Here is a 23,663-nt window from a genome sequence, read left to right on the forward strand (position 1 = left end):
ACGCACCGAGGGGAGCATCCCCGGCCGCGCCGGCAACCGCCAGCTCAATCGCGCGTACTTCCTCGCCGCGTTCGCCTCGTTAACCGGCCCCCGGGTCGGTCTCGGGTGACTCTCGGCTCAACCCCGGGCGAAGCTCGGCCACCCGGCAACAGCACCCGCCTGCCGCCATTCCGGACCAGCTCCCGCGGGGGCGCCCCCCGGGTCCAGCGTATCGACGCCGACCGACAAGAACGGCGAAAGAACGCGGCCGGAGCCGGTTTGTCCACATTGCGCTCCGCCTGTTGATGCCCGCTCAACCATTCACACTTCTGAACAAAACCCCCGTCGAACCCGTCGATCGCGCCCGCTGAGAGCCGCGCAACCGCCATAGGTAGGAAACTTAACCATCGGATGTTGAACCAATTAGCATCCACAACTACTCGCATTGTTGGCGAGTCATTCCAAGATCTTCCCCAGATACATCGGAGGTGTTACCGTCCAAGCCCAGCCAGCGGAAAGGCGTACCGCTGAGCGGGAATCTGTCCAACGGAGGGCAACGTGGGACCGGAGCGCGGGCTTGAACAAAGCGGAACTCTCGAACGCGGGCTCGCCGTGCTGGAGCACGTCGGGCGGCACCAGGAGATTTCCACCAATGCGATCGCGCGGCAACTGGGGCTTTCCCGCAGCGCCGCCTACCGCATCGTCGGCACCCTGAAGAACCTCGAGTACCTCGAAGCCGACCAGGTCACCGGGCGGGTGCGGCTCGGCACCCGGCTCGTCGAGCTCGGCGCGCGCGCGATGGCCGCGACCGATCTGCACCGGTGTGCGCCGCGGTACCTCGCGTCGCTCGCCGAACGGTCCGGCGAAACCACCTACCTCGCCGTTCCCGACAACGACACCATGGTCTACGTCGCCACCGAACGCAGTGCCAGTGCCGTCACCCTCGCGTGCCGACTCGGGACGCGGCGGCCGCAGCACGCGACGTCGCTCGGGAAAGCCTGGCTCGCCGCGCTGCCCGAAGGTGACCGGCTCGAACGCGTGCGGCGGATGAAGCTCGATTCCCTCACCCTCAAGACCATCATCGACCCGCACCGGCTGCTCGACGAGCTCGCGAAGACCAGCCGCCGCGGCTGGGCGATCGACGAGGTCGAGAACGAGCCGGACGTCGGCTGCGTCGCCGCCGCCGTGCGGGACCACTCGGGCCGGCCGATCGCCGCCATCAGCATCGCCGGGCCCGCTCCGCGCGTGCTGCGCCGCCTCGACGAACTCGGCGCCTCCGTGGCCGGGACCGCCGCCGCCCTGTCCCTGCGGCTCGGGTACGTCCGGAGCCGCCCGGCCTGAGCACCCCACCCGGCAAAGGAGCCGACGTGACCTGGATCCAGGACTACCAGCCGGCGGGCGGGCTGTGGGTTTCCGCACTGCTCGCCGCGCTCCCGATCATCGTGCTGCTCGTTTCGCTCGGCGTGATCCGCTTCTCCGCGCACCTCTCCGCGGCGCTGGCGCTGGTCACCGCGCTCGGCGTCGCCCTGCTGCTCTACCGGATGCCGGCCGCGCTGGCGTTCGACTCCGCAGCGATGGGCGTGGTGTTCGGCGTGTGGTCGGTGGCCTGGATCGCCTTCCACGCCGTGTACTTCCACAACGTCACCGTCGCCACCGGCCGGTTCGACGCGATCAAGCGCGTGCTCGCCGGGTTCAGCGAGGACCGGCGGCTGCAGGCCCTGCTCATCGCGTTCAGCTTCGGCGCGCTGCTCGAAGGCGTCGCGGGCGGCGGGTCGCCGATCGCGATCACCGCGGCGATGATGGCCGCGCTCGGGTTCCCGCCGGTCAAGGCCGTCGTGCTGGCGCTGCTGGCGAACACCGCCCCGGTCGCGTTCGGCGGGCTGGGCAACCCGCTGATCGTGCTCGGCCGGCTGACCGCGCCGATCATGCACCTCAAGCAGGACCAGGCGACCGAGCTGTTCTCGGCGGCGGTCGGCCGTCAGGTGCCGATACTGGCGCTGATCATCCCCGCGTTCCTGGTCGTCGTCCTGGCCGGCTGGAAGCGCATGCTCGAGGTGTGGCCGGCGGTGCTGACCGCCGGGCTCGCCTTCGCGGCCATGCAGTTCGTCGCGTCCAACTACATCAGCGCCAGCCTCGTCGACGTCCTCGCCGCGCTCACCGCGATGGCCGCGCTGTGGATCCTGACCCGGTTCTGGCAACCCGCGACGGTCTGGCGCTTCGACGGAGAGGAAGCCCCCGCGGCCAAGAGCCTCGGCGCCGCGCAGGCCGAGCGCGGCGCGCTGTACGCGTGGATGCCCTACATCATCCTGATCCTGGCCATCTTCCTGTCGCGGATCGGCACGATCTTCAAGAACCTCCCCGTCTGGCTCGACCTGACCAAGCTGCTGCACAAGGCGGACTGGATCTTCGCCTGGCCGGGGCTGCACAACCACGTGGTCCAGCACCCGCCGATCACCGCGAAGAACGCGCCGTACGCGGCGACCCTGACCGTCGACTTCCTGTTCTCGCCGGGCACGGTCGCCCTGCTCGCGGCCGTGATCGCCGGGTTCGCGATGGGCGGGCGGCCGAAACTGCTGCTGACGACATACCGGAAGACGCTGCACCAGATGCGCTGGGCACTGGCGACGATCTTCATGATCCTGGCGATCGCGTTCGTGATGAACTACTCGGGCGCAACGCAGACGCTGGGCCTGGCCCTGGCGACGACCGGCGTGGTCTTCCCGCTGTTCTCGGCGTACATCGGCTGGCTGGGCGTGTTCCTCACCGGCTCGGACGCGTCGACGAACAGCCTGTTCGGCCCGATGCAGGTGATCTCGGCGCAGCAGCTGAACCTCAACCCGATCCTGGCCGGCGCGACGAACACCTCGGGCGGCGTGATGGGCAAGATGATCTCGCCGCAGAACCTCTCGATCGGCGCGACGGCGATCGGCCAGAGCGGCAAGGAGGGCTCGCTGCTGCGGCAGACGTTCCTCTGGTCGCTGCTGCTGACCGCGGTGGTCGGGGTGATTTCCCTGCTCCAGGCGACGATCCTGACGGCGATGATCCCGTCGCCCTAGGCTGGGCGGATGAGTGAGTCACTGGCGTCCTTCGGCTACGAGCTCGGCCTGCTCAAGCGCGTCCGGCGGTCGGGCTGGTGGCACGCGGGCGTCCGCGACCCGGAATCGGTCGGCGAGCACAGCCTGCGCGCCGCCCAGCTCGCGGCGCTGATCGCGGCGGAGGAAGGCGCGTCCCCGGAGCGGGCGGCGTTCCTCGCGCTGTGGCACGACACGCAGGAGACCCGCACGGGCGACCTGCCGCTGACGGCGAACGACTACCTGCGCAAGCCGCAGGCGCGGCAGATCACCGCCGACCAGACGGCCGCGCTGCCCGAGCGTTCCCGGGAGCTCGTCCGCGCGGCGGTCGACGAGTACGAGACGCGGGAATCGCCGGAAGCGTTGTGCGCCAAGGACGCGGACAAGCTGGAGATGCTGCTGCAGGCCCTGGAGTACCGGGACATCGGGGTCCGGCCGGTCGACGAATGGATCGAGTCGGCACGGCAGGGCCTCAAGACGGAGACGGCCCGGAAGGTCGCGGAGGCGGCGATGACCCTGTCGCCGCTTTCGTGGCGGGGCGCTAGCGGCTGACGGTCTTCGCGCGGTTCAAGAGCAGCTCCCGCTCGCGGGAGTTCTCGGTCATCTCCGCCGCCCGCCGGTACTCCTGCTCGGCTTCCTCGAGCCGGCCGAGTTTCTCCAGCAGGTCGCCGCGGACGCTCGGCAGCAGGTGGTAATCCTGCAACGCCGCTTCCCCGGCGACGGCGTCGACGACCGCCAAGCCCGCCTCGGGTCCGTACGCCATCGCCACCGCGACGCCGCGGTTCAGCTCGATCACCGGGGACGGCTGGAGCTTGCCGAGGCCTTCGTAGAGCGCCGCGATGCGGGTCCAGTCCGTCTCCTCGGCCGTCCGCGCCCGTGCGTGGCAGGCCGCGATCGCCGCCTGGGCGGAGTACGGGCCGTACGCGCCCTCGGCGATCTGCTCGGACAACGTCAGCGCCGCGAGGCCGTGCTGGATCAGGAAGCGGTCCCAGCGGGAGCGGTCCTGGTCCAGCAGGAGCACCGGTTCGCCGTTCGGGCCGGTGCGGGCCTTCGCCCGGGACGCCTGCAGCTCCATCAGCGCGACCAGGCCGTGGACCTCCGACTCGCCCGGCATCAGCCCGGCGAGCACGCGGCCGAGCCGCATCGCCTCTTCGCAGAGCGCCGGCCGCATCCAGTCGTCGCCACGGGTGGCCGAGTAGCCCTCGTTGAACACGAGGTAGAGGACTTCGAGCACAGACGAAAGCCGCGCGACGCGCTCGTCGCCCTCCGGCACCTCGAACGGCACCTTCGCCGCGGTGAGGGCCTTCTTCGCCCGGACGATCCGCTGGGCGATCGTCGATTCGCGGACCAGGAAGGCGCGCGCGATCTCGTCGGTGGTGAGGCCGCCGACCATGCGCAGCGTCAGCGCGACCCGCGCCTGCGTGTTCAGCACCGGGTGGCAGGCGACGAACAGCAGGCGCAGGACGTCGTCCTCGATGTGGTCGTCGAGCGCGGCGTCGAAGTCGGGCAGGACGCCCTCGCCGAGCCGCTGGTCGCGGCCGACTTCCTCGAGCTTCTCGGCGTACCGCTCGTTGCGGCGGAACTGGTCGACCGCGCGGCGCTTGGCGATGGTCATCAGCCACGCGCCGGGGTTGCGGGGGACGCCCGAGTCCGGCCACTGCTCCAGCGCCGCGACCAGCGCGTCCTGCGCCAGTTCTTCGGCGAGACCGACGTCACCGCGAGCCATCCGGGCCAGGCCCGCGATGAGCCGCGGCGACTCGATCCGCCAGACCGTCTCGACCGTTCTCCGGGCGTCCGCAACCGTCACCCGGCCATCAGACAGGGTGATCTTCCGCGGTGCAACCCACTACTCGCTGATCGGGCGGATCTCCAGCACTCCCTCCCCCGGGCCGAGGTTCGGGACCTGCTTCATCAGCTCGACGATCTCGGCGAGGGACTCGCCCTTGAGCACCCAGAACCCCGCGATCAGTTCCTTCGTCTCGGCGAACGGGCCGTCGATGACCTTGGGCTCGGCGTCACCTTCGAACAGGACGCGCGAGCCGTCCGCGCTGGACGTGAGCCCCTCGGCGAGTTCGATCCGGCCCTCGGCGGCCAGCCGCTCGTTGAACTTCGTCATCTCGGTCAGCTCTTCGGCGCTGGGCTCGAACCCGGCCGCCTCCGATTCGGGGCTCGCCTTCACGATCACCAGGAACCGCACGGCGTCACGCCTGCCCGGCGGACTGCGCCCGCAGCCGGCTTTCCATTTCGACGACTTCCGGCGTCATGTTCTCGAAGTCGGCCGCCTCGGCGACGCGGCGGATCTCGACCTCACCGGCCTGGCCGTCGGGGTTGGGCATCCGCTTGATCCACTCGATGCACTCTTCGCGGTCGCGGCACTGCAGGATCCAGAAGCCGCCGACGAGCTCCTTGGTCTCGGCGAACGGACCGTCGACGACCTTGGGCTCCTCGCTGCCGGAGAAGACGACCCGCGCGCCCTGCGAACTCGGCGTGAGCCCTTCACCGGCGAGCAGGATGCCGGCCTTGACCATCTCTTCGTTGAACTTCCCCATCTGCTCCAGCAGCTCGGCGCTGGGGCCCTGGCCCGCCTCGGAGTCCTCGTTCGACTTGACGATCACCATGAACCGCATCGCGGTCTCCCTTCGTTCGCTTTGCCTACGCGTCGAACGGCCGGGCGCCGGATCGACAGCTTCCGAGAAAAAGTTTTGGCGCGGGAAAAGTAGCAGCTCAGGGCCGGGTCGGGGGGACAATCCGGACAGGGGCCGCCGATAGGCTGCCGGCCTGCGGCAGAGCGGGAAGGGTGCCGTGGCGGTGCGCGCACGGCACCGGGAAGCGCCGGTACATCGTCCGCCAGCCGGCGGACCAGCGCGTCCGAGCGCGCAAGCTCAGCTTCCCGGTGTGGGACACCTCCCGGCGGCGAGTCCGGAGGCGCTACCCCCCGCGCCGTCGAAATCCGGCGGGCCCCCGAAGACCGGCCGTGGCCGCGGCCCCGGATGGCGTGGGCCGGCCGGCTGGTGCGGCAGGGGGGGGCGGCGGCCGCGTGGCGCTGGACCCGCAACCGCGACGCCAAGCCCTGGTGAGGGCGGCCCCCCGGCTAATCTGCCCGTCGTGGCCGTACTCCCCGACGATCTCTCCTCCGCGCTCGACGACGAGCTGACCCGGCACCCCGTGGCCCGGCTCACCCAGGCCGTCGACCGGCTCAGCGCGCGCTACCGCCAAGGTGACGCGGCCACTTCGCCGATCCTCGGCTCCGAAGCCGACGTCGCCGCGTACGCGGGCTACCGCATGCCCGCGACCTACGCCGCCGTTCACGCTGTGCTCGCCGAAGCCGCGTTGCGCGCTCCCGGCTTCGAGCCGCGCACCCAGGTCGATGTCGGCGGGGGTACCGGTGCCGCCGTGTGGGCTGCCGCGGCCGTGTGGCCTTCGCTGGCCCGCTGCACCGTGCTCGAGCAGGTGGCCGGGGCCATCGGGCTCGGCAAGCGGCTCGCCTCGGGTGCCGGGCGGGCCGCCGTCCGGGACTCCGAGTGGCGGCGCGGGTTCGTCGACCCCGCCGCGCCGGCTCCGGACGCCGACCTCGTCACGCTGTCCTATGTGCTCGGTGAGCTGCCGGAGGCCACCCGGGGCGACGTCGTGCGCTGGCTGGCCGCCAAGGCCGGGACGGTCGCGCTGATCGAGCCCGGCACGCCGGCGGGTTACGAGCGGATCCGCGCCGCCCGCGCGCAGCTGATCGAACTCGGCCGGCACGTCGTCGCGCCGTGCCCGCACGATGCCGCGTGCCCGATCGTGCCCGGCAAGGACTGGTGCCACTTCGCCGCGCGGCTCCCCCGGTCGGGTCTGCACCGGAAGCTCAAGGCGGGCACGCTCGGGTTCGAGGACGAGAAATTCGCCTACGTCGTCGCGTCGCGGAGCCCGGCCGTGCCCGAACGGCCGGACGCGCGGATCATCCGGCACCCGAAGAAGCACAAGGGCTGGGTGGCGCTCGACCTGTGCACGCCGGACGGCTTGAAACCCGGCGTCGCCGTCTCGAAGAAGCAGGGCCCGCGGTACCGCGCGGCCCGGGACGCCGAGTGGGGCGACGGCTGGTCTTCCGCCTGATCCCCTGGCAGGGTGACGGCCCATGGGGAAAGTCATCGCGGAGATCAGCATGTCGGCGGACGGCATCGTGGCCGGGCCGGACACCAGCACCGAGCACCGCCTCGGCAAGGACGGCGACCTGCTGCACGGGTGGTTGTTCGAGGGCACGGACGCCGACGCCGAGGTCGGGCGCCGGCTGTTCGACGGCACCGGCGCGTTCGTCGTGGGCCGGTCGATGTTCGACGTCGGTGTCGATCCCTGGGGTGACGACGGCACGTTCAAGAAGCCGGTCTTCGTGGTGACGAACCGCCCGCACGAACCGGTCGTCAAGGGCCCGACGACGTTCACGTTCGTCACCGACGGCCTCGAAAGCACGCTGCAGCAAGCGAAAGCCGCGGCGGGCGACGACAACGTCATGCTGATGGGCGGCGGCACGACCCTGCGGCAGTTCCTGCTGGCCGGGCTGGTCGACGAGCTGCGCCTGCACGTCGTCCCGCTGCTGTTCGGCGCCGGCGTCCGGCTGTTCGACGCCGAGACCGGCCGGCACGTGCGGCTGGAACGCACCGCCGTGCACGAGACGCCGAACGCGACGCACCTGACCTTCCGCGTGCGGAACCAGCTCGCCGCCGTTCAGCCGGCGCCGTAGCGGAGGCCGTCGACGAGGACGGCGACCAGGCGCCTGCCGTGCCCCGGCTCGCGGCCGGGTGCGGGCCGGCACAGCAACGCGATCGCGTACAGGAGATCCTCGGCGCCGAGGTCGCGGCGGATCGCGCCGTCGGCGGCCGCCGCGTCGAGCAGGGCCGTGAGCGTGGGACCCAGCCGCTCCATGAAGTAGCCGGGCAGCCCTTCGAACGCCGGATCGCCCGAGTGCAGGGCCGAGGCGAGCCCGCGTTTGGTCCCGAGGAGTTCGACGAACCGGTCGATCCAGAGCGAAAGCGCCCGCTCCGGCGGGTGGGCGGCGCTCAGCTCCGGGCCGGCGTCGGCGACGGCGTCGATCCCGGTCCGCACGACGGCCTTGACCAGGTCCGAGCGCTGCGGGAAGTGCCGGTACAGCGTGCCGACGCCGACTCCGGCGAGGTCGGTGATCTCCTTGGCCGGGGCGTCCACGCCTGAGGTGTCGAAGACCGTCCGCGCCGCCTCGATCAAGGCCTCGACGTTGCGCTGGGCGTCGGCGCGCCGACGTCGGGTCTCCTGGGTCACTTCGCCCCTCTCGGTTGCGTAACCGGAAAGCTTTTCCATATAGTTCCGGAATAGGTTTCCACTTACGGCCAGCGTACGGCATCCGCGCCGGCCGGCACCTCGGCGGGAGAGAACCCATGCACTACCACACCCTCGGCCGGACCGGGATCAAGGTCAGCCCGTACGCGCTCGGCGCGATGATGTTCGCGACGTCCTTCGGCAACCCCGACCCGGACGACTCCGCCCGCATGATCCACAAGGCACTGGACGCGGGCATCAACTTCATCGACACCGCCGACGCCTACGGCGACTCCGAAGAGGTCGTCGGCAAAGCGTTGCGAGGCCGCCGCGACGACGTCGTGCTCGCCACCAAGTTCGGCCGCCAGGTCGGCGACGACCCGCACCACCAAGGCGCGTCCCGGCGCTGGATCGCCACCGCCGTCGAGAACTCGCTGCGGCGCCTGCAGGTCGACCACATCGACCTCTACCAGCTGCACCGCACCGATCCCGCGACGGACGTCGAGGAAACGCTTTCCGCGCTGACGGACTTGCTTCGTGCCGGCAAGATCCGCGCGATCGGCACGTCCCAGAGCCTCGCGTCCGACATCGTCGAGGCCCAGTGGGTCGCCGAACACCGCGGCCTGGCGAGGTTCCGCGCCGAGCAGGCCGCCTACTCCCTCCTCAACCGCGGTGTCGAACGCGAAGTGCTGCCGCTGGCCCAGCGCTTCGGCATGGGCACGCTGATCTGGGGCCCGCTCGGCCAGGGCCTGCTCACCGGGCGCGTCCGCAAGGGCGAGCGGAACGACCTGCGCCGGGCCCACCTGCTCAAGCACCTCAGCGACGAACGCCGGCTCGACGTCGTCGAGCAGCTCGTTCCGCTGGCCGCCGAAGCGGGCCTGCCGATGACCCACCTCGCGATGGCCTTCGTCATCGCCCACCCCGGCGTCACCAGCGCGCTGCTCGGTCCGCGGACCATGCCCCAGCTCGACGACCTGCTGGCCGGCGTCGAGGTCCGGCTCACCGACGACGTCCTCGACCGCATCGACGAAATCGTCCCGCCCGGCACCAACATCGGCGCGCTCGACCAGAACTACCAGCCGCCGGCCGTGCACGACCCGGACCTGCGCCGCCGCCCGCTCGCCGAGCGCGCCGCGGCCTGAACGAATATTGCGTAACCGGGTCGGTGGTCGTAGGCGGTCAGGGATCGGGTGGTGGGTCGGCCGGTGGCGCGGGTCGTGGTTGCGGCAGGACGGCCGGATCAGCCTCGGCCCGCGCTCGGCCAGGAAGCGGTCCAGCTCGCGGGAGACTCGGCTCGTGTCGCTCGTCTGAGGTTCGTTGACTGTCTCCTGGCGGCGGCTGGCCCGACGACATGAATGACTCATTCATGTCGTCGGACGAGGTGAATGAGTCATTCACTGCGTCGCCGCGGCCGGAAGTCCGCACTGACCGGGCCGGTTTCGGGGGAGCGAGCCGGTTCCAGCCGCCCGGAACGTCAAACAACTTGCGACGCGCGACGGCTAGGGCATCCGGACCGTCCGCAGGAAGGCCGGGAGCAGCCACGGCCGCGGGCCGCCGATCCGCACGCCACCGAGTAAAGCCGCGCGGAAGCGGGAAATCCGGCCGAACATCATCGGTACCAGCACCGCCGGGTCGAACCGCAGGCGGACGTCCGCGGTGCCGTCCGGCTCCTCGTAGCGCAGCTTTCCGTGCTGGAGCGCCAGCACCGCCGGTCTCGTGTACGCCGACCGGAACTCCACCGCGATGCGACGCGGCGACGGCTTCGCGTCGTCGAGGAGGTGGCCCATGTCGTTGCGGACCATGCCGAACAGGAACAGCTCCAGGAACAGCGCCTCGAGCCGCGCGGGGACGCGCCACGGCCGCCCGAGGGCGTGGGCGATGTCGAGGCCGTGGATCAGCATTTCGTTGACCAGGTGCGCGAGGACGCCCGCCACCGGCACACGGGAGCCGCCCAGCCACCACACCGGCTTCTCCGGGTCGAGGTCCGCGCTGACCAGCAGCACCTCGGCGATGTCCGCACGCAGCCGCGCGGCCAGCCGGACCGGGTCGCGCTCCGGGTAGAGCTCCAGCGCGAGCGCGTTCATCCGGGAGATCGTGTCGACGCTCGCCGCGTCGATCGGCTCTTCGAGACCCGGCAGCGGCAGCGGGCCGCCGTCGCCGCGGATCATCGCCGTGTACATCAGCGCGATCATCCCCACGTGCGATGCCGCTTCGGCGATCGACCACTCGCCGAGCGCCCGCTCGTGCGGGTCCCCGACCCCGGTCAGCAGGTCCGCGAACCGGCCGCCGACCTCGGGCAAGGCCGCGCGCACCTGGTGCCACTGTTCGACCGTCACGGTTTCCGACGTTAACCCGCGAGCACACCGGCCCGAGTCTCCGAAGGTGCGGTTATCTTCGGGGCATGACCCGGCTCCTGCCCCGGTCGACCCGGTGGCGGGTCGCCCTCTTCGCCGCCCTCGCGTCGGCTGTCATGCTCGGCCTCGGGTCGTACTGGTTCGTGCGGTCGCTGTACAGCGGTCTGGACCTCGCCGCGGTGCGGGTCGCCAACGAAAAGGTCGCCGCCATCGCGGGCCTGCTCGAGGCCGGCGTGTCGCCCACCGAAGTGGCCGGGCAGCTGAACTACGGCGGCTACCAGATCAGCCTCGGCAAGGGGAAGGACAGCGGCTGCCCGGAGCGCCTGGACCAGGGTGGGACGGTCGTCGGGAAGGCGCGGGTCCTGGGGCCCGGCTGCGTGGTGGGGATGCCGTTCCCGATCGACGGCATCCAGTCGGTCACCGGGACCAAAGGCGGGAAGTACTTCGTCCAGGCACAGACCCCGCTCGACCCGATCGGCCTCGAGACGGTGGCCAATGCCGAGCAGCTCCTCTGGGGCGCGGTGCCCGCGGCTGCGCTGCTCATCGGGGCCGTCGCCTGGTTCGCCGTCCGCCGGTCGCTGCGCGCGGTCGGGGCCATCCGCGCGGAGGTCGACGGGGTTCGCGCGCGCGATCTCGGCCGCCGGGTGCCGGTGCCCGACTCCGGCGACGAGATCACCGAACTCGCCGTCACGATGAACGAGATGCTGGCGCGGCTCGACCGGTCCGTGCAGCGGCAGAGCCAGTTCACCGCGGACGCGTCGCACGAGCTGCGCACGCCGCTGGCGTCGATGCGCACCCAGCTCGAGGTCCAGCTCGCCCACCCCGACCGGCTCGACTGGCGCCGCAGCTGCGAAAACGCCGTGCTGGACGTCTCGCGGATGGAGACGCTCACCGGGGACCTGCTGCTGCTCAGCAAGCTGGACACCGACCAGCCGGCCGGGGCCACCCGGATCGCGCTGGCGGACCTCGTCACCGGGCACGTCGCCGCGCGGCTCCCGCGTGACGGCGTCGAGGTGCGCACCGAGATCCACGCCGGCCCGGTGGTCCAGGGGCACCGGGGACGCCTGGAACGCGTGCTGCGCAACCTCATCGACAACGCCGAGCGGCACGCGGCCGGCCGCGTGGCGATCACGCTCACCGAGGCCGGCGGCCAGGGTGTGCTGGCCGTCCGGGACGACGGCCCCGGCATCCCGGCCGAACACCGCGAGCGCGTCTTCGACCGGTTCGTCCGCCTCGACGACGACCGCGCACGCGAAGACGACGGCGGCTCGGGGCTGGGGCTGGCGATCGCCGCGGAGATCGCGCGGACGCACGGCGGCACGCTGCGCGTCGCCGAGAGCACGTCCGGCGCCTGCCTGGAGCTGCGCCTGCCGCTTGCCTGAAGTCTTCTTCAGGCTCCTTCAGCTTCTGTTCAGCGTGGCCGCACGAGCATCCCGCCATGCTGATCGACTTCGCACCGGCTCCGGCGCGCACCCGCGAACGCCGCGCAGTCCCCTACGTCGTCGCCGCGGTCGCCTTCGCCGGGTACGCCGCCTGGTCGCTGCAGCGGCTGCGGACGTTCGACGCGAGCGGGTTCGACCTGGGGATCTTCGAACAGGCGGTGCGGTCCTACGCGCACGGGCACTGGCCGGTCTCGGACCTGCTCGGCGCGGGCTACCCGACGCTGGGCGACCACTTCCACCCGATCCTGGCGCTGCTCGCGCCGTGCTACCTGCTGTGGCCGTCACCGGGGTGCCTGCTGGTCGCGCAGGCCTTGCTGTTCGCGCTGTCCGCGGTGCCGGTGACCCGCTGCGCGATCCGGCTGCTCGGCGTCCGCCGGGGTGCGCTCGCCGGCGCGGGGTACGTGCTGTCGTGGGGACTGCTGTCGGCGGTGAACTTCGACTTCCACGAGGTCTGCTTCGCCGTTCCGATGCTGGCCTTCGCCGCCGAGCACCTGCTGCACGAGCGGTGGCGGGCCGCGGTCTGGTGCGCGCTGCCGCTGGTGCTGGTCAAGGAGGACCTGCCGCTGACGCTCGCGGCCGTCGGCCTGGTGCTGGTGCTCAACCGGCAGCGGCGGCTCGGCTGGACGGTGCTCGTCTTCGGCGTCGTCACGTCGGCGCTGCTGTTCCTGGTCGTGCTGCCGGCGTTGAACCCGGGAGGCGCGTACGCGCACGGCAGCGGCTTCAACCCGTTCGGCGGCGCGATCGTCAAGGTTTCGATGCTGCTGGCCCTGCTGGCGCCGACGGCCTTCGCGGCCCTGCGGTCACCCCTGCTGCTCCTCGCGGTGCCGACGCTGCTGTGGCGGCTGGTCTCGGCGAACGACCGCTACTGGGGCATGGGCTACCACTACAGCGCGGTGCTGATGCCGATCGTGTTCATCGCCGGCGTGCACGGCGCCCGCCGGTTCGGCGGGTTCAAGCGGTACCTGCCGGTGTGCGCGGTGGTCGCCGGACTGGCGTCGTCCGGCCTGCAAGCGGCCCACCTGACCAGCGACGTCTGGACACCGGCGCAGCGGGCCGGGATCGACGCCGTCCTGGCGCGGATCCCGGACGGCGCGACGGTGCTGGCGTCCAACCGGCTGGCACCGCGGCTGACGTCCCGCTGCACGGTGCTGTTCTTCGACGGCGTCACCGGCGAGCGGCCGGAGTGGGTGGCCGTCGCGCAGCCGGAACAGTCCTGGCCGACCACGCTGGCGTCGAAGGCCGCGGCGCTGGCGGGACTGGCGGACACGGGGTACCGGCGCGTCGACGGGACGGACTCCGTCGTGCTGCTCCACCGTGAGTAGGAAACTCGCAGCGGTAACCGGCCAGTCGGGGGGCGTGCCGGCCGGTTACCGCCGCACCGAGGAAGAGGGAACCCTGCACCAGGAATGACGCGCGGCCCCCGGCTTCACTCGATCGAGTGACGCTGGGCCCGTCCACAAGCGCCTCAAGGCGGCCTTGGTTACGTCTCACGTATCCAAGGCCGCCACCCTATGAGTAATTGCCACATCGATGAGACAGCTAAGTGCTACATTGATGTGACAGATCAGCATAGGGAGACAGCAGGGCTCACCTCGCTTGGGCTGCTGGGGCTGGTCAGCTGCGGCCGAAGCAGACGAACGGCATCAGCGGCTCCGCCCGGGCCGCGTCCGCGAGAGCCCGTGCCGGGGGCGTGCCCACCGCCAGCGCCTGGTGAAACGCCAGCATCACGCCGCCCGCAGTGCGGTCGTCGACGCGGGCCACGCTCGAAACCACCGTGCGGCTTCCGCCGTAGAGCAGCGCCGCCGTGAAGCCGAGGACTTCGTCGCCCGCGCGGACGACCGCCTGGCCGACGTCGCACGACGACAGCACCACCTGCTCCGGTGCCGTGGCCAGCTGCTGGACGTCGTAGGCCATCAACGGCCCGTCGGCCAGGTTGAGCCGGGAAAACAGCACGTTCTCCTGCTCGTGGTGGCCGTGCGCGGCGAAGTGGGCCAGGCGGCAGCCGTCGAACGCCTTGAGCGTGGCCGCGACCGTCGCGTCCGGGCCGATCAGAACCTCGGCGTCCGGGTACAGCGGCGCCAGCCGGGCGACCTCCGCCTCCGCGTGGGTCAGGTCGGAACCCGCGACGAGCAGCGGCGCTCCGGTCGCCCGGCCGGAGCGGGAGCCCGCGTCGAGCCAGGCCGACGACGACGGCGTGACCGTCACCGGGCGGCCGTGCAGCGTCGGCAGCAGCCCCCACGGGATCGCCGAAAGCGCACCGGTCGGCACGACGACGACGTCGAGGTCGCCGAGCCGGGACGCCAGCGGGGCCAGCAGGACCGCGTCCAGCGCGGTGACCTGCGTCCGCACCGAACGGCGGATGACCCGGTCCAGCTGCGGCGGCAGCTGGCGCCCGCACAACGCGTCGAGGTCGCTGTGCAGCCGCGCGACCGGCTCCGCCACGGCTGACGCCGGGCCGAGCTCGACCAGCGCCACCCGGTGGTTCGCGAGCACCTGCGCGCACAACGCGCCGCGATCGGCGAGGAAGCAGACCATCGCGCTGCCGGTCGCCGCGAGCTCGTCGCCGATCTCGCGCAGCTTCGCCTCGGCGTGGTCGGCAGCCACGCCCTCGGCCTGCCAGCCCTTGGCGCGGATCTCCCGTTCCAGCGCGGCACACCGCTTCACGGCCTGGGCGTCCGGCTTCCCGGCCAGCTCGCCCGCGCGGATCTGCATCGAGAGGAACCGCAGCTCGGCGACGGCGTCGACGATCTCGGGGTGGGACGGCGGACGCACCGGCCGGAACCGGAACGCCTGGGCGCGCGAGCGGTCGAGCCAGCGGAACACCACGCCCGGCGAGCGCTGGGCGAGCGCGGCGGCGAGCCCCGCGTCGGCGAGTTCCTTGCCCAGCGACGTCGTCCCGGTCTGCAGGTCGACGCTGCCGAACCGGCTGCGGTGCCGCTGCAGCTGCGTCAGCCCGGCCCGCGCGTTCGCGAACGTGATGCGCCGGTGGCCGGTCGCGGCGCCGAGTTCGGCGAGCGCCAGCCGCCGCACCAGGCGGTTTTCCAGCGGCGCGGTGCGGCGGTCGCGCGGGGCGATCCCGGCGCGGGCGCCGTCGAGATCGCCCCGCGCGATCCGGGCCCTGGCGGCCAGCAGGGCCGCGATTTCGGCGTCGTTGCGCAGGCCCAGCGCGGTGAGCCGGTCGGCCAGCGCGGTCGCCTCCGCACCGATGCGGGAGATCCGCCGCCCGGCCGCGAAGTCCGCGCGCAGCACCGTCAGCTGCGCCACCGCCGCCCAGGTTTCGTTGCCACGATGGCGAAACCGGCGTTCGGCGCGCCCGGCCCATGCGCGCGCGGCGGCCGGATCGCCGCTCGCCAGTGCGGCCAGCGCCCTGGTCAGCTCCGCCTCGGCGTGTTCCTGGTTCATCCGCAGCCGCGGGAACTGCTCGAGCGCCGCGTCGAGTTCGGCGGCGGCTTCGTGGGGCAGCCCGGCGGCCAGCAGCGCCCGCGCCTTGTCGACGGCCAGCACCGGCAGCATCCCGACGCTCTGTTCGGCGTAGAAACCGCTCGCCGCGTCGAAGTCGCGCAGGGCACCCGGGATGTCGCCGGTGAGCACCCGCGCCTGGCCGCGGCCGTGCGCGGCTTTGGCGAAGATCCGGGCCAGGCCGTCTTCCTCGGGATGGCCGGCCCCGATCTGCTCGCACTGGTCGAGGTCGGCGAGCGCGAGCCGGACGCGCCCGGCGTACTGGTGCAGCATCGCGCGGTTGAGCAGCGTCCTGGCGAGCACGACGAACTCGCCGGCCTGCCGCAGCAGCGGGATGGCCTCGTCGAAGCACACCAGGGCTTCGTCCATCCGGCCGATCAGGATGAGCACGAGACCCCGTTGCTGGCGCAGGATCCCGCGCCCGGCGTCCGACACGAGGGTGTCGGCCTCGTCGAGCAGCGCGAGCCCGCGGGCGCTGTGGCCGAGCGCCGTTTCGACGGCCGCGTAGGTACCGAGCACGCGTGTCGCGAGGTCGGGCCAGGCGGGCCACCCCGCCGGTGGTTCGGTGGCGGGCAGGCCGAGCAGCCGCGCGGCGGAGCGGATCAGGCGACCGCCCACCACGGGCTGACCGTTGTTGGTCGCCGCGACCGCCCGCCGGTGCAGGTCGCGAACCCGGTCTTCGACCCTCGGCGACGCGACCACGGGCTGCCCTTTCGGCCGGGGAAGAACGCCCCGGATCGTACCTCCGAGTCAGAGGTATCAGGCAGCTCTCGGAGCCCGGGTCATTACGGTGGCTGAATGTCCTTTCCCGTGTCGACGGTCATCGAAGCGCTGCCGCGCCGGTACCGCGGGATCATCGTGGAGCTGCTCGGCGACCGCGCCCCGGACCTGCTGGCCGCGTTGCGAACGCAGGCGAAACCGACCCTCGCCCAGCAGGAAGGCGTGCTCGAGGTGCTGGTCGACGCCTTTGTCGACCACCTCGGCCCGTGGGACGAACCCACCCCGCGGGGCACGCTCATCGACGACGCTCTCGGAGCGTTCCTCGAGCGGTGGCCCGCCGAGGACCTCACCGAGCAGTGATCCGGCCCCGCTGCTCGCGCTCAGAGTTCGATCGCCGGGGTGCTCACCGTCCTCGAGCGGCCGGCCGTGCGCACCAGCACCTGGACCATCCCGTGCGGCACGCCGCTGACCGCGAACCGGCCCTCCGCGTCCGACGTCGTGGTCAGCGGGCCCGAGCTCGCGCGGACCTCGATCGGGTGCTCGGCCGGGGGCGTCAACCAGCCGTCCAGGCGGATCGTGCCGCCCGGCTCGGGGCTGACGTTCACCATGATCGTCAGGCTTTCGCTGTCGAACGTGATGAGCCTGCCCTGTTCGGCGGCGCTGCGCGCATCCGCGAGCTGCGCCAGGTCACGGATGCGCATCACCTCCAGGTCGACGTCCTCCAGCCGGATCGCGAAGCGGATCTGGTCCACCAGCGTGGCGGGCATCGGGTCGGCGTCTTCCCACAGCTCGCGCACACCGGCCAGCAACCGGAGGTCGAGCTCGTCCAAGGGCTCGTTCGCGCCTGGTGGTTCGACGGTCGTCACAGCCAATCTCCTTCGCCGTTGGCGAGTAGCTGCTCGCGCAGGCGCGCGAGGCAACGTCCCCTGGTCGGGCCGATACTCCCCCTCGGCATGCCCAGCCGGGCGCCGACTTCGGCGTAGTCCGGCCGGTGCACGAACGCCACGATCCGCAGCAGGCTGCGGCAGCGTTCGGGCAGGTTGTCGACCGCGCGCCACAACCGCACGCGCTGGTCCTCGCGCAGCACCCCCTCCTCGGGTGCCGGCGATGCTTCGGAAAGCCGCTCCGGAAGCTCCGGCAGCGGCCGCTCGAGCTGGCGCTTTTCCCCCGTGCGCCAGGCCTCCCGCTTGGTGACGGTGATCAGCCAGCCGGTCAGCGCGACCGGCGAGCGGATCTCCGCGAACGAGCCGAGCAGCCGCAGCCACGTCGTCTGCACGACGTCGGCCGCGTGCTCGGCGTCCAGCCCCTGATCACGCGCCACCTGCCAGAGCAACGGCGTGAGCAGGGAAACCAGCTCGTCCAGCGCCGCGCGGTCGCCCTCCCGCGCGGCGTCGAACAGGGTCGCCACGCGAGCGTGGTCGGTCTTGGCCACGTTCACAGCGTGCCCAGCGCGGTCCAGGCGCGCTTGACGACGGTTTCGCGGTCGACCGTGGCCAGGTCCCCGGACTGCAGCAGGGCCTTGCCGAGCTCGGCCGCGGCCAGCGGCGCGGCGAACGACGTCCCGTCCCAGACCGCGAAGCCGGCGCTGTAGTCGTCGGGGTCGAAGGAGTTACGGCCGAAGCCCGGCACCTCGTGGTCGGCGGCCGCGGTGCCGCGGACGTCGGTCGGGTAGGTGCTGACCACGCCGGCGCCGGTCGCCCAGGCGCGCACCCACGGGCCTTCGTTGGAGAACAGCGCCTTGCTCGCGGTGACGTCGGGGTTGAGCGCCCCGACGCTGATCACCTGCGGGCCACTGCCGCCGCCGAGCGGCTGGTCGGCGAAGGCCGCCGGGTAGAACCGGCGCGTGGTGGCGTCGTTGCCCGCCGCGGCGACGACGAGCACGCCGAGGCCCAGCAGCTCCGCGATGACCGCCCCGAACTGGCCGGTGTAGGCGATGTCCGCCGGGTTTTCCTCGTAGTAGCCCAGCGACAGCGAGACGATGTCGACCATGTCCTCGGGCCGGTTGTCCGCCTGCGCGGCCCGGACGCGGTCGGCCAGCAGGTGCAGCGCGAGCAGCACGTCGGCTTCGTACGCGACGCCGTCGCTGTGCACCACGCGGATCGCGAGGGTGTCGGCTTCCGGGCAGGCCTGCCGGACGATGCCGGCGATGAACAGGCCGTGCCCGGTGTCGGTGTCGACGTCGCCGATCAGCGGCTGGCCGGTCGTCGGCGCGTCCCAGTAGTCCGACAGCAGCTGGGTCGGCAACGTCGTGCCGGAAGCGAGTTCGGCCTGCAGGATCGCCGCCTGGATGCCCGGCGCGACGGCGAGCCCCGAGCCGGCGGCCGGCGGGCCACTGCGGTCGGTCAGCCCGAACCACGGGTGCGGGCCGATGCCGGTGTCCAGCACCGCGATCACCGGCCGCCGCTGCTCGGCCTTCTCGCTGCGGTAGGGCGGCGCCGCGGCCAGCGTCACCGGGATCCGGTTGGCGCCGCGGGTGCGCCCGTAGGAGCTGCCTGCCCCGAACCCGCTCGTCTCCCACGGCGTGCCGCCGAGGCCGCTGGTCTCCCACGGCACCCCGCCGAACACCGGCGTGGTGAACAGCAGGTGCTCCGGCGCGATCGCGGCCGCGATCTTCGGGTCGAGCTCGGGCCGCTCGCCCGACGCGGCGGACCGCAGCAGCTGGAGCGCTTTCCAGCAGTCGACGACGACCGGGCCGGCGTCTTCGCGGACGCGCAGCAGGGCGCGAACGGGCAGTTCGTCGAGCTGCCGGGCGCGGGTGGCCTCCTTGGTGTCGCCCCCGCCGGCCGGCTCGGCGTAGAGGCCGATGCGGGCCAGGACGCCGTTGATCGCGGCCAGCGTCTGCTGGTCGCGGAGGTACCGCTGCGGGATGAGGAAAACGCCCGGCCGGTACACGGTGGTGCGCGGGGCCGGCTGCCCGGCCGCGACGACGGCCGTCGCCGGATCGAGGACGCGGGCGCCGTGCCGGTCCAGCAACTGCCTTGGCGGGACTGGGAGCTCGTTGAGCGTGCTCACGTCCTCCGTCGCTGCTTCCGCGGTCTCGCCACGCAAGAACCTGACGACCATCGGGTCCACCCTCCTGCTGCTCTGCCCCCGCCACTGATCACCAACGGCACCCGGGAAAGACCCGTGGGCCGCCACTGGGATACGACACCGACGTCACGAATGCATAACGGCCACGGCAAACGGGTGACGACGTATCTGGCGCCCCCGGCTCACCCACTTGGCCCTCCGGAAGTCACGAGATGCCTGCGGGGAGATCACCATGGTTGTGCTCCGGCCGAGCACGCACGAAGCCGCCTTCACACCGGAACCGGCGACCGGCGGCGGCTGCTTCACGGTGCCGCTCGACCTGCCACCCGGTCCCGGCGGCGGTGCCCCCGCGCTCGCGCTGCGGTACGCGACCGGCGCGCCGAACGGCCCGTTCGGTGGCGGGTTCACCCTGCCCCTGCCGCACGTCGGGCCGGCGGACGAGCACGCGCCGCCCGGGGCCGCGGGCCGGCTCGTCCGCCGTGGCGACGGCTTCCTGCTCACCACCGAGGCGGGCCTGCGGCACTTCCTCGGGCCCGGCGAAGGCGCCACCTGGTACCTCGACCGCACCGAGGACGCGTTCGGCACCACCGCGACGTTCGGCTGGGCGCACCACAGCGGCCAGGCCTACCTCACGCGCGTCTCGTACGGCCCGTACGAAGTGGAGTTCAGCTACGAGCCGCGGCCGGACGTCCTCCGCCGGGGCCGCGACGGCGCCCTGGTCACGACGGCCCTGCGGTGCGCGCGGATCGATCTGCGGGTGCCCGCTTCGGCCCGGCCGCTCGTGCGGCGGTGGACCCTCGGCTACGAGGCCGACGACGTCACCGGCGCGTCCCTGCTGACGTCGGTGGCGCTCACCGGATTCGACACCCACGGCGCCGAAACCGCCGCCCCGGTCTTGCGGCTGGCCTACGCCTCCGTGGCGGCCCCGGCACCGCGGCGGGTCCGGCTGACCGCGCGAGCGCGGGCCGGCGGCGGGGTGTCCGTGCTCGACGCCGTGCCGTACCACTCCCTCGAAGACCTGCCCCGCACCGGACGGCTGTGCGAGATCGACAACGGGATGGGACTGCGGACCGCGATCGAGTACGCGACCGTCGCCTCGGTGCCGGTGGTCCGGCGGGTTTCGCTGCGCGAATCGGCCACCGGCCACGTGGGCGTGACGGAGTTCGAGTACCACGACAGCCGGCCGCCCGTTTTCGGCCGCGTGGTCCAGGACGACCTCGGCGACGAGTGCGCGCCCACCCTGCGGACCGTGCGCTGGTTCGGCGACGAGGGGCTCTTGGCCAAGGAGGAGACCTACGGCCTCGACGGCTCACCGGCGGCGGACCGGCCGTACCGCCGCGTCGAGCACCTCCGGCGTCCACAATGGACACGGTCGGTGACGACGGTGTTCGAGCGCCGGGAGACCCCGGTTTCGGTTACCACGAAGGAGACGGCCTTCGACCCTGCCGGGAATCCGGCCCGGGAGGTGGAGACGACCGAACGGCCCGGCCGCGAGCCGGTCGTGCGCGAGACGCGGACGAAGTACGCGGCCGACCCCGAACGCCGGTTCACCGCGCTCCCGGCGCGGGTCCGCGAGGTCGACGGCACCGGGAAAGTGTTGTCCGACAGGATCTTCCGGTACGACGAAGAGCCCGACGGCTTCGCCGGTTCGCACGGCTTCCGCACCGCGCGGGAGGAGCTGGTGCTCACCGACGCGCTCGTCGCCGATGTCTACGGCTCGCGCCCGCCGGACCTGCGGCACCACGGGTACCACCGCCGTCCCGGCGAGGAAGGCTGGTGGGTCACGACGTTCCACGGGCGGCTCGGCACCGTCGCCGGGCTGCGCACCACGACGACCGATCCGCTCGGCCACACCCGGGAGATCCGGTATTCCGCCGACCACTGCTTCCCCGAGGTGACCACGGACCCGCTGGGGAACGCGACGATCACGCGCCACGACGTCCGCACCGCGCGGGTGTGCCGGGTGACCGATCCGGCGGGGGCGGTGACCTCGTGGACCCACGACCCGCTGGGGCGGCCCGAAACGGTGGTGCGGCCGGGCGACTCGGCGGACCTGCCGACCGTCCGGTACCGCTACGACCACAGCGGGCCGGTGCGGGTGACCACCGAGCAGCGCGCGGTGTCCGGCGAGGCGGAGGTGCTGGTGACCGCCGAGTTGCGCGACGGCGCCGGGCGGCTGCTGGAGCGGCGGCACGCGGAGCTGCTCGGCGACGTCGTCGACGAGCGCCACGAATACTGCGCGCGGGGCCTGGTGTGCCGCACGAGCCGGGCGTTCCGCGACGGCGATCCGCCGCCCCCGCCCACGGAGTTCCGGTACGACGCACTGGGCCGCCCGCTGGGCGCGGACGCTCGTGACGACCCCCTCGAGAAAGGCAGCGCGCACGACCTGCTCGGGCGCGAGCTGCGGGACGCGGACGGGGTGGTGCACGTCCGGGACGCGGCCGGGAACGTGGTCGAGTCGCGGACCGGTGACGGGCACACGGTGTTCCGGGTGCACGACGCGGCCGGCCGGGTGGTCGCGGTGCTGGTCGACGATCCGCGCGGCACCCCGGTCACCACGTTCACCCACCACGACGGCGGGCTCCCGGCCCCGCTCGGCGCGGGGCCGCACAGCTGCGGGCGCCTGGTGCGCGTCGCCGACGAATGCGGCGTGACCCACTTCGGCTACGACGCGCTCGGCCACGCGGCCGAGAAGCGCTGGCGCCCGGCGCACGTCGCCGTCGAGTACCGGCTCGACGTGGCGCACCGGGCCGACGGGCGGGTCGCGGAGGTGGCCTACCCCGACGCCGGCGACGGGCGGCTGACCGTCCACCACCAATACGACGAGGTCGGCCGGCTGGTGAGCGTGCCCGGGTTCGTCGACGCCGTCGCCTACGACTTGAGCGGCCGCCGCACCGCGGTGCACTACGCGAACGGCGTCAGCGAGCACTTCGCCGGCGGGCAGCACGTGCTCACCGGCCCGGGTGGGCTGGTGCGCGACATCGGTTCCGGGCCGGCCCCGAAGACGCCGCCGGGCAGCGAAATCCGGGACGCGTTCGGCCGGCTGCGCGGGGTGCACGGCGACGACGGCGTCAACGCGCTCTACAGCTACGACCACACCGGCCGGCGGGTGCGCACCCTGGTCACCGACGGCACGCGCATCCACGAAGTCCTGACCCCGGACGATCTGTACGCCATCGAAGACGGCGAGCTGGTGGTCGTGGTGGCGGGCGCGGTGCGGCAGTACGCGGACGGCAGGCGGCGGTACCTGCACTTCGACGACGCCGGCGAAATCGCCCTGGTGACCGACGAGCACGGCGCCGTGTTCCCGCAAACGCCGTGAATGACTCATTCCTGTCGTCGGACGACAGGAATGAGTCATTCACGGCGTCGGGATCAGTCCAGCACCGCCAGGTCCAGCCGGCTGAGGCGGTCCGGGTCGGCGAGGATGTCGATCTCGACGATCCGGCCGCCCGCGACCGTGAAGCCCAGCACCGAGAACGGCCGTCCTTCGCGCGTCGCGACCACGCCCGCCGCGCCGTTGACCAGCGCCCGGTGCACGACGCCGCCGCCGGCGCCGAGCCGTGAGAACGTCAGCGCCTGGTTCGCCACCGCCGCCGCGCCGCGGACCTCGGTCGAGCCGCCCTGCGCCGCGCCGCGGTCGGCGCGCAGCACGACCTCGGGGTCCAGGACCGAGACGAGCGCGTCGAAGTCGCCGCCGCGGGCGGCCGCCAGGAAGGCGTCGACGACTTCGCGCTGGCGGGCGAGGTCCGGGTCCGGCGCGACCGGGGCGCCCTGCACCCGCCGCCGCGCGCGGCTGGCCAGCTGCCGGGTCGCCGCCTCGGACCGGCCGACGACCGGGGCGATCTCCTCGAACGGCATCGCGAACATGTCCCGCAGCACGAACGCCAGCCGCTCGGCCGGCGTGAGCGTGTCGAGCACGACCAGCAGCGCGAGACCGACCGAGTCGGCCAGCAGCACCTCGTGCTCGGGGCCGTCGTCCTCGCGGCTGATGATCGGGTCGGGCACCAGCGCTTCCCACGGCTCTTCGCGCCGGGCCTTGCGCGACCGCAGCATGTCGAGGCAGACCCGCCCGACGACGGTGGTCAGCCACCCGCCCAGGTTTTCGACGGCCGCGGTGTCGCTCCGGCTCAGCTTCAGCCACGACTCCTGGACGGCGTCCTCGGCCTCGCTCAGCGAACCCAGCATCCGGTAGGCGACGGACCGCAGGTGGCCGCGGTGCGTCTCGAAGCTGCGGGCCAGGAGCTCCTCGTTCACGGGTTCGTCCTTTCGCGGTGCGATCACCACCTTGACGAACGCGGGCGGACATTTGTGACAGGCCTCCGGAAGCCGGTCGCCCG

At 72.5% G+C, this 23,663-nt stretch carries 20 protein-coding genes; 10 read left to right on the forward strand and 10 right to left on the reverse strand.

Going from position 1 to position 23,663, the window contains the following annotated elements; genetic code table 11:
- Positions 1-537: 537 nt before the first annotated feature.
- The 3 genes from AB0F52_RS03575 to AB0F52_RS03585 are packed head-to-tail and all read left to right on the forward strand — an operon-like array spanning position 538 to position 3,602.
- Complete coding sequence (locus tag AB0F52_RS03575) at positions 538-1,320, forward strand: IclR family transcriptional regulator (protein ID WP_034284138.1); 783 nt, start codon at positions 538-540, stop codon at positions 1,318-1,320.
- A 26-nt stretch (positions 1,321-1,346) separates the two neighbouring features.
- Positions 1,347-3,035: an L-lactate permease gene (locus tag AB0F52_RS03580; protein WP_360164124.1), complete on the forward strand. Its 1,689-nt coding sequence runs from the start codon at positions 1,347-1,349 to the stop codon at positions 3,033-3,035.
- Between the two features lie 9 nt (positions 3,036-3,044).
- Positions 3,045-3,602, forward strand: coding sequence for an HD domain-containing protein (locus AB0F52_RS03585; RefSeq protein ID WP_360164126.1), 558 nt, complete (start codon positions 3,045-3,047; stop codon positions 3,600-3,602).
- Here AB0F52_RS03585 and AB0F52_RS03590 read toward each other — a convergent pair.
- Genes AB0F52_RS03590 through AB0F52_RS03600 form a run of 3 tightly spaced genes read right to left on the reverse strand, consistent with a single transcriptional unit; the run spans position 3,592 to position 5,677 of the window.
- Positions 3,592-4,857, reverse strand: coding sequence for an RNA polymerase sigma factor (locus tag AB0F52_RS03590; protein WP_360164128.1), 1,266 nt, complete (start codon positions 4,855-4,857; stop codon positions 3,592-3,594). The two genes, AB0F52_RS03585 and AB0F52_RS03590, sit on opposite strands and share 11 nt — an antisense overlap.
- Positions 4,858-4,896: 39 nt before the next feature.
- Positions 4,897-5,247 (reverse strand): YciI family protein, encoded by a 351-nt coding sequence (locus AB0F52_RS03595; RefSeq protein ID WP_360164130.1) that lies wholly within the window; start codon positions 5,245-5,247, stop codon positions 4,897-4,899.
- 4 nt (positions 5,248-5,251) lie between these two features.
- Positions 5,252-5,677: a YciI family protein gene (locus AB0F52_RS03600; protein ID WP_360164132.1), complete on the reverse strand. Its 426-nt coding sequence runs from the start codon at positions 5,675-5,677 to the stop codon at positions 5,252-5,254.
- A 478-nt stretch (positions 5,678-6,155) separates the two neighbouring features.
- Between AB0F52_RS03600 and AB0F52_RS03605 the strand changes: the two genes are divergently transcribed.
- A complete protein-coding gene (locus tag AB0F52_RS03605; RefSeq protein WP_360164134.1) occupies positions 6,156-7,142 on the forward strand; it encodes a small ribosomal subunit Rsm22 family protein in 987 nt (328 codons plus the stop codon).
- A gap of 22 nt (positions 7,143-7,164) precedes the next feature.
- Positions 7,165-7,767, forward strand: coding sequence for a dihydrofolate reductase family protein (locus AB0F52_RS03610; RefSeq protein WP_360164136.1), 603 nt, complete (start codon positions 7,165-7,167; stop codon positions 7,765-7,767).
- Here AB0F52_RS03610 and AB0F52_RS03615 read toward each other — a convergent pair.
- Positions 7,752-8,321 (reverse strand): TetR/AcrR family transcriptional regulator, encoded by a 570-nt coding sequence (locus AB0F52_RS03615; protein ID WP_360164138.1) that lies wholly within the window; start codon positions 8,319-8,321, stop codon positions 7,752-7,754. The two genes, AB0F52_RS03610 and AB0F52_RS03615, sit on opposite strands and share 16 nt — an antisense overlap.
- Positions 8,322-8,437: 116 nt before the next feature.
- On the opposite strand from AB0F52_RS03615, the gene AB0F52_RS03620 reads away from it, so the two are divergent.
- Positions 8,438-9,460, forward strand: coding sequence for an aldo/keto reductase (locus AB0F52_RS03620; protein WP_360164140.1), 1,023 nt, complete (start codon positions 8,438-8,440; stop codon positions 9,458-9,460).
- A gap of 357 nt (positions 9,461-9,817) precedes the next feature.
- On the opposite strand, the gene AB0F52_RS03625 is transcribed toward AB0F52_RS03620, so the two are convergent.
- Positions 9,818-10,654, reverse strand: coding sequence for a maleylpyruvate isomerase family mycothiol-dependent enzyme (locus AB0F52_RS03625; protein ID WP_360164142.1), 837 nt, complete (start codon positions 10,652-10,654; stop codon positions 9,818-9,820).
- Positions 10,655-10,719: 65 nt separating this feature from the next.
- Between AB0F52_RS03625 and AB0F52_RS03630 the strand changes: the two genes are divergently transcribed.
- Together AB0F52_RS03630 and AB0F52_RS03635 are read left to right on the forward strand one after the other, a co-directional pair.
- Positions 10,720-12,054: a HAMP domain-containing sensor histidine kinase gene (locus AB0F52_RS03630; protein WP_360164144.1), complete on the forward strand. Its 1,335-nt coding sequence runs from the start codon at positions 10,720-10,722 to the stop codon at positions 12,052-12,054.
- Positions 12,055-12,110: 56 nt separating this feature from the next.
- Positions 12,111-13,436, forward strand: coding sequence for a DUF2079 domain-containing protein (locus tag AB0F52_RS03635; protein WP_360164146.1), 1,326 nt, complete (start codon positions 12,111-12,113; stop codon positions 13,434-13,436).
- A gap of 292 nt (positions 13,437-13,728) precedes the next feature.
- Here AB0F52_RS03635 and AB0F52_RS03640 read toward each other — a convergent pair whose 3' ends face one another.
- A complete protein-coding gene (locus AB0F52_RS03640) occupies positions 13,729-16,275 on the reverse strand; it encodes a CHAT domain-containing tetratricopeptide repeat protein (RefSeq protein WP_360164148.1) in 2,547 nt (848 codons plus the stop codon).
- Between the two features lie 96 nt (positions 16,276-16,371).
- Between AB0F52_RS03640 and AB0F52_RS03645 the strand changes: the two genes are divergently transcribed.
- Positions 16,372-16,653, forward strand: a complete 282-nt coding sequence (locus AB0F52_RS03645; RefSeq protein WP_360164150.1) for a hypothetical protein — start codon at positions 16,372-16,374, stop codon at positions 16,651-16,653.
- 20 nt (positions 16,654-16,673) lie between these two features.
- On the opposite strand, the gene AB0F52_RS03650 is transcribed toward AB0F52_RS03645, so the two are convergent.
- Genes AB0F52_RS03650 through AB0F52_RS03660 form a run of 3 tightly spaced genes read right to left on the reverse strand, consistent with a single transcriptional unit; the run spans position 16,674 to position 19,356 of the window.
- Positions 16,674-17,159: a hypothetical protein gene (locus AB0F52_RS03650; RefSeq protein ID WP_360164151.1), complete on the reverse strand. Its 486-nt coding sequence runs from the start codon at positions 17,157-17,159 to the stop codon at positions 16,674-16,676.
- The gene (locus tag AB0F52_RS03655) at positions 17,156-17,731 is read right to left on the reverse strand and encodes a sigma-70 family RNA polymerase sigma factor (protein ID WP_360164153.1); all 576 of its coding nucleotides are present in this window, start codon (positions 17,729-17,731) and stop codon (positions 17,156-17,158) included. The genes AB0F52_RS03650 and AB0F52_RS03655 overlap by 4 nt, the downstream gene beginning before the upstream one ends.
- Entirely contained in the window at positions 17,728-19,356 is a 1,629-nt protein-coding gene (locus AB0F52_RS03660) for a S8 family serine peptidase (protein ID WP_360164155.1), read from the reverse strand. The genes AB0F52_RS03655 and AB0F52_RS03660 overlap by 4 nt, the downstream gene beginning before the upstream one ends.
- Before the next feature lie 199 nt (positions 19,357-19,555).
- On the opposite strand from AB0F52_RS03660, the gene AB0F52_RS03665 reads away from it, so the two are divergent.
- Positions 19,556-22,645 (forward strand): SpvB/TcaC N-terminal domain-containing protein, encoded by a 3,090-nt coding sequence (locus AB0F52_RS03665; RefSeq protein WP_360164157.1) that lies wholly within the window; start codon positions 19,556-19,558, stop codon positions 22,643-22,645.
- 53 nt (positions 22,646-22,698) lie between these two features.
- Here AB0F52_RS03665 and sigJ read toward each other — a convergent pair whose 3' ends face one another.
- Positions 22,699-23,580: an RNA polymerase sigma factor SigJ gene (sigJ, locus tag AB0F52_RS03670; RefSeq protein ID WP_360164159.1), complete on the reverse strand. Its 882-nt coding sequence runs from the start codon at positions 23,578-23,580 to the stop codon at positions 22,699-22,701.
- Positions 23,581-23,663 lie beyond the last annotated feature (83 nt).

This window comes from Amycolatopsis sp. NPDC024027 (genome assembly GCF_040638975.1).
In the GTDB taxonomy this organism is placed as follows: Bacteria; Actinomycetota; Actinomycetes; order Mycobacteriales; family Pseudonocardiaceae; genus Amycolatopsis.